Source organism: Phormidium pseudopriestleyi FRX01 (genome assembly GCF_017313335.1).
GTDB lineage: Bacteria > Cyanobacteriota > Cyanobacteriia > Cyanobacteriales > Laspinemataceae > Laspinema > Laspinema pseudopriestleyi.
Genome location: NZ_JAFLQW010000648.1, coordinates 1 through 9,533 on the forward strand (window position 1 = coordinate 1; position 9,533 = coordinate 9,533).

General features: G+C 48.6%; 8 protein-coding genes. 7 read left to right on the top strand and 1 reads right to left on the bottom strand.

Translation table 11 applies throughout. The features are described 5' to 3' along the window. Positions 1-435 precede the first annotated feature (435 nt). Positions 436-978 (bottom strand): Coq4 family protein, encoded by a 543-nt coding sequence (locus J0895_RS24360; protein WP_207090572.1) that lies wholly within the window; start codon positions 976-978, stop codon positions 436-438. Between the two features lie 424 nt (positions 979-1,402). Here J0895_RS24360 and J0895_RS24365 point away from each other — a divergent pair, with 424 nt between their 5' ends. From J0895_RS24365 to J0895_RS26185, 7 genes are all read left to right on the top strand, one after another. Beyond that, positions 1,403-3,307, top strand: coding sequence for a response regulator (locus tag J0895_RS24365; protein ID WP_207090573.1), 1,905 nt, complete (start codon positions 1,403-1,405; stop codon positions 3,305-3,307). Beyond that, positions 3,304-5,715: a PAS domain S-box protein gene (locus J0895_RS24370; protein ID WP_207090574.1), complete on the top strand. Its 2,412-nt coding sequence runs from the start codon at positions 3,304-3,306 to the stop codon at positions 5,713-5,715. The genes J0895_RS24365 and J0895_RS24370 overlap by 4 nt, the downstream gene beginning before the upstream one ends. A gap of 992 nt (positions 5,716-6,707) precedes the next feature. Then, positions 6,708-7,085 carry a response regulator gene (locus tag J0895_RS24375; protein ID WP_207090575.1) on the top strand — a complete coding sequence of 126 codons (378 nt, stop codon included), beginning with the start codon at positions 6,708-6,710 and terminating at the stop codon, positions 7,083-7,085. A gap of 316 nt (positions 7,086-7,401) precedes the next feature. Next, positions 7,402-7,941 (top strand): serine/threonine-protein kinase, encoded by a 540-nt coding sequence (locus tag J0895_RS24380; RefSeq protein WP_207090576.1) that lies wholly within the window; start codon positions 7,402-7,404, stop codon positions 7,939-7,941. Beyond that, positions 7,932-8,066, top strand: a complete 135-nt coding sequence (locus J0895_RS27055; RefSeq protein ID WP_422894350.1) for a hypothetical protein — start codon at positions 7,932-7,934, stop codon at positions 8,064-8,066. Before J0895_RS24380 ends, J0895_RS27055 begins: the two co-directional genes overlap by 10 nt. A gap of 91 nt (positions 8,067-8,157) precedes the next feature. Next, positions 8,158-8,592: a serine/threonine protein kinase gene (locus J0895_RS24390; protein WP_277989898.1), complete on the top strand. Its 435-nt coding sequence runs from the start codon at positions 8,158-8,160 to the stop codon at positions 8,590-8,592. Then, entirely contained in the window at positions 8,534-9,502 is a 969-nt protein-coding gene (locus tag J0895_RS26185) for an AAA family ATPase (RefSeq protein WP_242541572.1), read from the top strand. Before J0895_RS24390 ends, J0895_RS26185 begins: the two co-directional genes overlap by 59 nt. Positions 9,503-9,533 lie beyond the last annotated feature (31 nt).

A 9,533-nucleotide genomic window follows, 5' to 3' on the forward strand; every position in this document is an offset into this window, starting at 1 on the left:
GCATCGTGAATCGCTTGCCATAAAGGAATTAACTCAGTCCCGCTGAGGTCGCTACTTTTATACTCCTTGACGGCCTCTTCTACTTCCTTTTGAGTATGCAGATGCGGCACGGTTTGGTTATCAGATGACATAAAACAACCTCTACTAATCAAACTAACGACTTATGATTGAGGGATGGGTTGTGAATCAATGGGTAATTCTTCACCGATTCCTGGGCCATCCTGTTTCAAGGAAAGGGGGATATGCATGAACGCCTAAAACCCCTAAATCATAGCACCCCATTCTAACGGGCATATCCCTCTGTGATCAGGATAAAGTTACGGTTGAATGGGGACTCACCGATTTGATTTTATTGTAATCAAATTTCCTTGAAAAAAGGATTAACTGTTACATTTTTTCGCAATGTGCGGCAAAAAATACATAAAAATTTAATAATTAGAAAGTCATAACGTTAACCTTCTGTTTTCCCAGTGCTTGTCCTTTAGCTAGATTAGCCCCGATCGCCCTGCGCTGTGGAGGTGCTAACAGCGGATAGAGGATTTTAGCGCAAGTGAGACTAATCTTGAGGGAGGGACTGTAATTTTGTGCTGCGGCAAACGCTAAAACGCCAATTTCTCCAGCATAGCTGGTATCAAAGCCGAGCAAACAGTGGAAAATATCGTGAGTCACTGCATAGCGGAGGGCGAAGACATTCCGTTGGGCGATCGCCTCGAATTCGGGGCTGACATTAAAGGGTTTGAGTCGATTGCTTGTGAGATATTTCGCATACTCGCGCCCGAAAGTACCCGGGGGATACTGTAACAATTGTTCGACATTAATCTCGGGATAGTATCCTGCTACCCCTGCCAGTCTTCCGGCCAGATTCGGAGTAGCTTTCGCCCCCAAAGCATCGGCCTTTAACAGAGCAAAATCGCCGAATTTACCTGATTTCTGGTACAGTTGAAAGGCGCGATAGAGCGGTTTAACCTGAATACCCATAGCGGGGAAACCAAGAGATAGACTACTACTATTCTAATCAAACTCAGCCCAAGTGGGCAACCTGAGTCCACCGGGCGATCGCCCCAGAAGAATCCTTCAGAAATTATACTTTTTGTAAATTGGAGTAAAAGCGCGGTCACCTCTGGAGTAAAATTGGTCTAAAACAAAACAACCCGCCCTATAGCGGTTCTAAATGATTAGGCGAATGGACCCTCACCCCTTTCTCGTCGGCGGCCCAAAGCGGGAGAGGCCTGTCCTGAGCTCTGAGCCCTGAGCCCTGAGCCGGTCGAAGGGTCGAAGGGTCGAAGGGGGACGGGGGTGAGGTGTCAAACTGCTGCAAGACTGGCTATATACCCAGAGCACTCGTATGAGGAGACGCCGAGTCCGGAAACCAATATAGTAACTGATACAAATCCTTAGAATCATGAAAATCATTCTAGTTGAAGATGACGAACCCGCGAGTGCCGCGCTTTCCGTTGCCTTGAGAAAGCAGAACTATAGCGTAGAAGCGGCAGCAGATGGGGAAACCGCCCTAGAACTGGCAACAATCTTGGAGTGCGACCTAATTTTACTTGACTTAGTAATTCCCAAACTTGATGGCATCAGCTTGTGCCGGAAACTGCGGGAACAAGGATATCAAAAACCCATCCTGCTGCTGACGGCGAAAGATTCCCCCCAGGATATTGTTACGGGGTTGGATGCGGGGGCGGATGATTATGTCGTCAAACCTTATAATCTTTCCGAACTGATGGCGCGGATTCGGGCCTTGCTGCGACGGGGGACGATGCCAGTTACTGAGACATTAACCTGGTTAGATCTGTGCTTAAAGCCCGTCTCTGGGGAGGTTACCTGGAATGGGCAATCCTTGGGGGTGACGGCGACAGAATATAAGCTCTTGGAACTGTTTTTAAGAAATCCGCAACGGGTGTTTAGTCGAAGCGCCATTATCGATCGCCTCTGGTCCTTTGATGATTCCCCCACCGAAAATGCCGTTACCGTTCATATAAAAGACTTGCGGCAGAAATTCAAAGCGGTTGGCATTGACAACGACCCCATTGAAACAGTATATGGATTAGGGTATCGACTCAAACCGGCAACGGAGGCAAATCCCGCGACCCCCGAAGCTGAAACTGCCCCAAAGCAGAAGACTCCCACCCCGGTCAAAAAATTACAAGCGATCGCCTCCATTGCCCAGATTCTGGAAAAATATCGACCCCGGTTAAACCAACAAATTGCCTTATTACGGCAAACCTACAACGCCCTAGCGGACGGGGAACTCACCGACGAACTCCAGGAACGAGCCATCCAGGAAGCCCATAAATTGGCCGGTTCCCTGGGTCCCTTCGGCTATTTAGAAGGCTCCAACCTGGCCCGAAAAATTGAATACCTGCTGATGTTACCCACTCCCCTAGGTGCGTCAGAAACCCGCCAGTTGGAGCAGCTAACCCGAGCTTTAAGCGAAGAACTGACCAAACCCCCCACCGAGATCAGCCTAGAAGTCCCTTCCCCGGCCAAAGCGCGGACCCTGCTGATCGTTGACTCCGATCGCGCGATCGCCACCACCCTCAACTCCCAAGAGGCGAACCTGGGAATGGGGGTAGAAACCGCGCACACCCTGAGCGAAGCGCGTCAAGCGATCGCCCGGAGGACTCCGGACCTGATCCTCCTGGATATCGCCTGTCCCGAAACCAGCACCTCCCCCGGGGAAAAAGCGGGACTGCGATGGTTACAGGAAGTCACCCACCAATTTCCCACCCTGCCGATTCTGGTTTTTACCGCCCTGGATAACCTTGCCGATCGCGTCGCCGTGTCTCGATGCGGAGGACGGGGATTTTTGCTCAAACCCGCCACCCGCGACCAAATTTTAAAAGCGATCGCCCAAGTCCTCCCCCCCAAAGCAACCCCAGAAGCCAAGGTCCTGATCGTCGATGACGACCCTGCCGCCCTCGCCGTCATGAAAGAACTCCTGCAACCCTGGGGACTCGAAGTCACCACCCTCGACAATCCCGAAAAATTTTGGGAAATTTTGACCGCCGTCACCCCGGACCTGCTTATTTTGGATCTAGAAATGCCAAAATTTAATGGCATTGACCTCTGTCAAGTGGTGCGACAAGATCCCGACTGGGGGGACCTGCCGATTTTAGTCGTCACCGCTCATACCGATGCTCAATCCCTGCGGCAGGTATTCGCCGTAGGCGCTGATGATTTTATTGGCAAACCAATTGTAGGGCCCGAATTAGTCACACGAATTACCAGTCGGATCGAACGCGATCGCTTTCGGCAACAACTGGAAGCCCTCAAACACAAAACAAAGGAAAAGCAGCCATGAACGGCATTTCCGACTGGGATAAAAGCCAAGCACAACTAATTGCCGAACTCGAAGAACTTCGCCGGGAAATGGCCACGGATATCACCGATCGCAAACAAACCGAAGCCAGGCTGCAACAAACCAATCTGGAACTCGAAACCCTGGTCAAGGAACGCACCGCACAACTGAGCGCACTCACCGATCGCCTGCAACAGGAACTGACCGAACGGCAAAAAACCGAGCAACTCCTGCAACAACAAGCCCAGTTGTTAGATTTAGCTCACGATCCGATTCTCACCCGAGACCTCCAGGGTCGGATCACCTTCTGGAACCGGGGCGCGGAACGAATGTATGGCATTTCCAAATCCGAGGCGATCGGGCAACTGTCTTACGAATTACTCTCCCCCCAATTTCCCCAACCCCGGGCTGAAATCGAAGCCGAACTCCTAGCAGTGGGATACTGGGAAGGGGAAATTACCCATACCCTACCCCACGGCCAACCGTTAATCGTGGCTTCGCGCTGGGTCTTGCAGTACGATGAATTTCAAAAACCCCGGCAAGTCCTGGAAATTAACAACAATATTACCCTCCGTCAACAAGCCTCCGCCGACCTGCGCGAAAGTGAGTCTCGGTTCCGTCAGTTGGCGGAAAATATTCGAGATGTTTTCTGGAGTGCGGATGTGATCCACAACCAACTCATTTACATCAGTCCGGCTTATGAAAAGATTTGGGGTCGCCGCTGTGAAACGCTGTATCAGAACCCGAACGACTGGCTGAATGCCATTCATCCCGAAGATCGTCCCCGAGTGGAACAGGGGATGAGTCAAAAGTATTTAAATGGAGAATATGACCAAGAGTATCGGATTTTGCTCCCCGATGGTTCCTTGCGCTGGATTCATTCTCGGGCCTTTCCGATTCGGGATCAGGCAGGGAAATTAGTCACAGTGGCGGGATTGGCAATGGATATTACCGATCGCAAAACTACACAACGATCGCTACAAGCCTCTCAAGCGCGATTAGCTGGATTGGTGGAAATTGCCCGCGATGGGATTATTTCCGTGGATGGCAATCAACGGATTACCCTATTTAATCAAGGTGCAGAACGCATTTTTGGCTATCGTGCAGGGGAGGTTTTGGGTCAACCCTTGGACCTGCTGATGCCTAGTCGCTTTGTCAGGTCTCACCGCCTGGAAGTCGAGAATTTTGGCAAAACCTCGGGTCGCGCACAATCGATGGGAGAGCGTACCGAAATCACCGCTCTTCGTTCCGATGGGACGGAGTTTCCGGCAGAAGCATCGATTTCTAAGTTGGAGGTTGATGGGGAACAAATTTTTACGGTAATTTTGCGTGATATTAGCGATCGCAAGCGCACCGAAGCGGCTTTATCTCAACTGGCGGCGATTGTAGAGGATTCGGAGGATGCGATTTTTAGCAAAACCCTGGATGGGACCGTGGTCAGTTGGAATGCCAGTGCTCAAAAGTTATTTGGGTACTCTGCGGCAGAGGCGATCGGTCAGTCGATTTTGACCCTGATTGTACCCAGCGATCGCCAGTCTGAGGAACGCACGCTGTTGGAGAAAATTGCCCAGGGTGAATCGGTCCAACAGTATGAAACCGTGCGACTTGGCAAGAATGAGACCCCCATTCATCTAGCCTTGACAATTTCTCCGGTGAAAGATGGTCGGGGAAAGATTATCGGGACCTCCACCATCGCCCGCGACATTAGCGATCGCCATCAAATTGAGCGGATGAAAAATGAATTTATCTCGATTGTTTCTCACGAAATCCGCACCCCCCTCACTTCGATTCGTGGGGCGATCGGACTGCTTGCCAGTGGGATGTATCAAAATAAGCCCGAACGAGTCCAGCGAATGCTACAAATTGCCCTCACGGACAGCGATCGTTTGGTGCGTCTGGTGAATGATATCCTGGATTTAGAACGTCTGGAGTCTGGTCGTCTGGAATTAGTCAAGGAACGCTGTGATGCAGCCAATGCGATCGCCCAAGCGGTAGAAGGTCTTCAGGCGATCGCCGACAAAGAAGAAGTCCGCTTCTCCTTACCCTCGAACACCGCCACCGTCTGGGCCTCTCCCGATGCCCTTCAGCAGATTTTGACCAATTTGCTCAGTAATGCCATTAAATTTTCTCCCCCTCAAAGTATCATTACCCTGACCGTTCAATCCCAATGGCAAGGGGTTCTATTCGCCATCAGAGATTCCGGTCGAGGCATTCCACCAGATAAACTAGAGATAATTTTTAACCCTTTCCAGCAGGTAGATGCCTCCGACTCTCGTCAAAAAGGGGGAACCGGCTTAGGGTTGACCATTTGTAAGCGCATCGTCCATCAACATGGAGGCCGCATCTGGGTCGAAAGTACCCTGGGTGAGGGAAGTACCTTTTACTTTACCCTGGACGATCCTCCCAGTTGATATCGGGGATCGGGGCTGATCCAAAATCCCGGTATCAACAGTCGTTTTTATCGAGTCGCCGCCTTCGGCAGGCTTCGTCCCTGTAGCCAGACCCTTGAGGGTGCCGATTTTTATCGACTTTGACAACCGAATTCCGGATCAGATCCCTTTGAGCAAGTGCGGATCCAGAGGCTATAGCATTCCTAAATGATTTATAACATCTGTCTTCTCCCCTCTCCCGTTCTGGGCCGCCGACGAGAAAGGGGTGAGGGCATTCCACAACTGATAAAGGATCGGATATATAGCTTGTTCTAAATGATTTATGACATATATAGCTCCCCTCTCCCCCTTTGGGCCGCCGACGGTTGGGGGTGAGGGCATTCCACAACTGATAAAGGATCGGATATATCACTTCATACCCGTTCCCGTCATTGATAAATTTCCCTTAACTCTTTGATTTAGAAGTGTTATATTAAACCGCTCAATCACTCATGAATCCAGGGGAGAAGCGATCGCCTCTTTCCTGAGAGGAACCGGGTTTTTGTCTTCAAATGATGACTTCCAAAGGCCAAATCTAGATTAAACTCCGGGTTAGCGATCCCCATACTGGACTGGTTTGATAAAATTCAGTGATTGACAAATTCTCCTGGATCATAGAGAATCCTTTATCGGAGGGTTCTAGGTAATCTATAGCTCATTACCTAGACTGCATTAGGGTTCGGATATAAGCTCCAAAATAAAGTGTTTCAGGGGTAGCACAGTGAATATATAGCAGCTCCTTTATCAGTTGTGGAATGCCCTCACCCCCAACATAAGGCGGCCCCCTTTGGGCCGCCTTATGTTGGGGGTGAGGGTCCATTCACAAATTCATTTAGGATTGCTATAGAAAAAAATCGAGAAAGCCGTCAGGGTTTTTTCTGATCCCATCGACTTAGACAATCTAGCCCCTCTGATCCCAATTTAAACCCAGTTGATTGCCATTTCCCTAATATTTATTTAACTTAGAGGTGGCTGTGAATGAGAAACTAATTTTAGTAGTTGATGATGAAATTACAGTTCGAGAGGTGGTGCAAATTTGCTTAGAAGACCTCGGTGGATGGCAAGTGTTATTAGCGCCATCGGCTCAAGATGGTTTAAAGCTGGCTGCTACGGCTCAACCGGATGCGATCGTTTTGGATATTTCCATGCCAGGAATGGATGGCTTTGCTTTTCTCGATCGCCTCAAAAAAAACCCCCATTCGCAGTCAATTCCGGTAGTTTTATTGACCGCCAAAGCACTTTGGTTTACCCAACATCAGCTTGAGCAGCTAAAAGTCGCTGGTGCTATTTCTAAACCATTCAATTCTATCACCCTATCCCAGACGATCGCCACGATGCTGGGGTGGGAATAACCAGATCACGGATATCTTCTTCCGGGGAGTTCCTCTGTCCGTCTTTATTAGTTCTTTATATTTTCTTGATACTCTCTTCAGGGATTCATTCCCGGCTGTAACGATTCAACAAGTTAGAGATCCAGGACCTGCTGAAGACTTACCCAGAAACCCGATAAAATGTAGGGGTGATTCGCTCTCTCAACCCGACATCATGAGGTTGCGCTCTTAAATCAGAATAATGTGTAAGTCCTGCTGCCTTCTTTTATGCATGAACGATCGCTCATGTTTATAATTGAGGATGCACCCCAGAAAACAGCTTTGACTACCCCCTGTTTTGAGTCTGAAAGAGTCGAGCATTAGTCATGAAACCCTAGGGTATTCCCTCTACTGTACCGACATCCTCCCAGCGATCGCCTGTGGAATTTGCTCAGAACTCTATCAAATTTTTGCTGGGCACAGAGGTTTAATGATCGCCATTTCTGATATTTCTTTAACCCAAAAACTTTACGAAAGCAGTAATTCTGAAGTCTATCGTGGTGATCTGCAAGCATCGGGACAACCTGTGATTGTGAAAAGTCTTATAAATGCTTATTCCTCCCCAGAACGCTTGGGGTGGTTTTGGCGCGAATATGAAGTGACGCGATCGCTAAATTTACCCGGAATCCCCCAAGTCTATGAGTTCAGCAACGAGGGCAATAGTCCATTTTTTCTCCTAGAAGATTTTGGGGCAGAATCCTTAAATCGGTTAAAAATTGCCGAAAAAATGGAACTCCTGGATTTTTTGAACTTAGCCATTGCCATCACTGAAATTATTTCACAAATCCACGAAAAAATATCATTCATAAAGACATTAACCCCAGTAACATTGTCTTAAATCCCCAGACTGGAACAGTTAAAATTATCGATTTTGGGATTTCAGGGGTGTTATCCCAGGAAAATCCGAGTTTCCAAAATGCCAATCGTCTCGAAGGCACCTTATCCTATAGCAATCCTAAATGATTTATGACATATATAGCTCCCCTCTCCCCCTTTGGGCCGCCGACGAGAAAGGGGTGAGGGCATTCCACAACTGATAAAGGAAAAGCTATATATGTCCCCGGAACAAACCGGGCGGATGAATTGCTGCATTGACTATCGCACGGATTTTTATTCCCTGGGAGTCACCTTTTACCACCTCTTAAGTGGAACCCTCCCTTTTCAGAGTGAGGACCCGATGGAATGGGTCCATAGTCATATTGCCAAACCGCCAATTTCTCTGCAAACTGTTAAACCCCAAATTCCGGCCACCCTGTCTAACGTAATTGCCAAATTAATGGCTAAAAATGCCGAAGAACGCTATCAATCGGGATGGGGATTGAAGGCAGATTTAGAAGAATGTTTGCACCAGCTTCAGACCGAAAACACCATCAGAACTTTTAATCTGGGACAGCCTGACCGGTTCGGACCGATTTCATTTACCCCAACAGTTGTATGGACGCGAGGCTCAAATTCAGACCTTATTGGAAGCATTCGATCGCACTGCTGAGGGGAGTCGGGAACTGATTTTCGTGGCGGGATATGCCGGGGTGGGTAAATCCGCTTTAGTCCGAGAACGGTATAAACCCGTCGCCGCCAAGACGAAGGCACATCTGGAAACAGAATTCCCCAACCTGATCACGATCGCCCTGGACAATCTAACTGCTGACGATGTTGCCGACTTAATAGCAGCTACCCTGCATTCCCCTCAATCCTTGGTGCAACCCCTAGCGGATTTAATCTATGCAAAAACCCGGGGTAATGCTTTTTTCACCCTAGATTCAACCAGCAGCAAACCGGAATTAGTGTTGGATTTAGTTAGTGTTTTAAAATCCTCAGCAGCCCTGACTCGGGAAATAGAAATCGATAAGCTGCTGGGGGCATTAATGAAAATTTTGATTGAAAATGCCGGGGCGCAAAAAGGCTATTTAATTGGAGAAGAAAACGGGGAATGGATTGTTCAAACTGCCATTGATGAAAATCTGGTAACGACTCAACCGGGAATCCCCTTGAATGCCGTAGAAGAGGAAACCGGCGATCGCCGCTTACTGTCGGCGGCGATCATTCGCTATGTGATTCGGACAAGGGAGACGGTGACCCTGAACGATGCTACATCCAAGGGGTCATTTCGAGGCGATCGCTACATTCAGACTCACCAGCCGAAATCCATCCTCTGTATGCCCATTTTAGACCGGACTAAACTCAGTGGGATTATCTATCTGGAGAATAATCTCATTTCCGGAGCATTTCCCAGCGATCGCCTAGAAGTTTTAAAGTTTTTATCAGTACAGGCGGCTATCTCTTTGGAAAATGCCAAACTCTATACCTCCTTACGCCAAAGTGAAAGCAAATTCTACCAATTTTTAGAAGCCCTCCCCATCGGAATTTCCGCCCTAGATTCTACGGTTCAATTTCATTAGGGAACTCCAAAAAATAAAATATCCAAAACCC

What these genes read in the sequence shown, in the direction of transcription:
- J0895_RS24360 (WP_207090572.1), bottom strand. Translation starts at nt 978, where the DNA reads ATGGGTATTCAGGTTAAACCGCTCTATCGCGCCTTTCAACTGTACCAG.
- J0895_RS24365 (WP_207090573.1), top strand. Translation starts at nt 1,403, where the DNA reads ATGAAAATCATTCTAGTTGAAGATGACGAACCCGCGAGTGCCGCGCTT.
- J0895_RS24370 (WP_207090574.1), top strand. Translation starts at nt 3,304, where the DNA reads ATGAACGGCATTTCCGACTGGGATAAAAGCCAAGCACAACTAATTGCC.
- J0895_RS24390 (WP_277989898.1), top strand. Translation starts at nt 8,158, where the DNA reads ATGTCCCCGGAACAAACCGGGCGGATGAATTGCTGCATTGACTATCGC.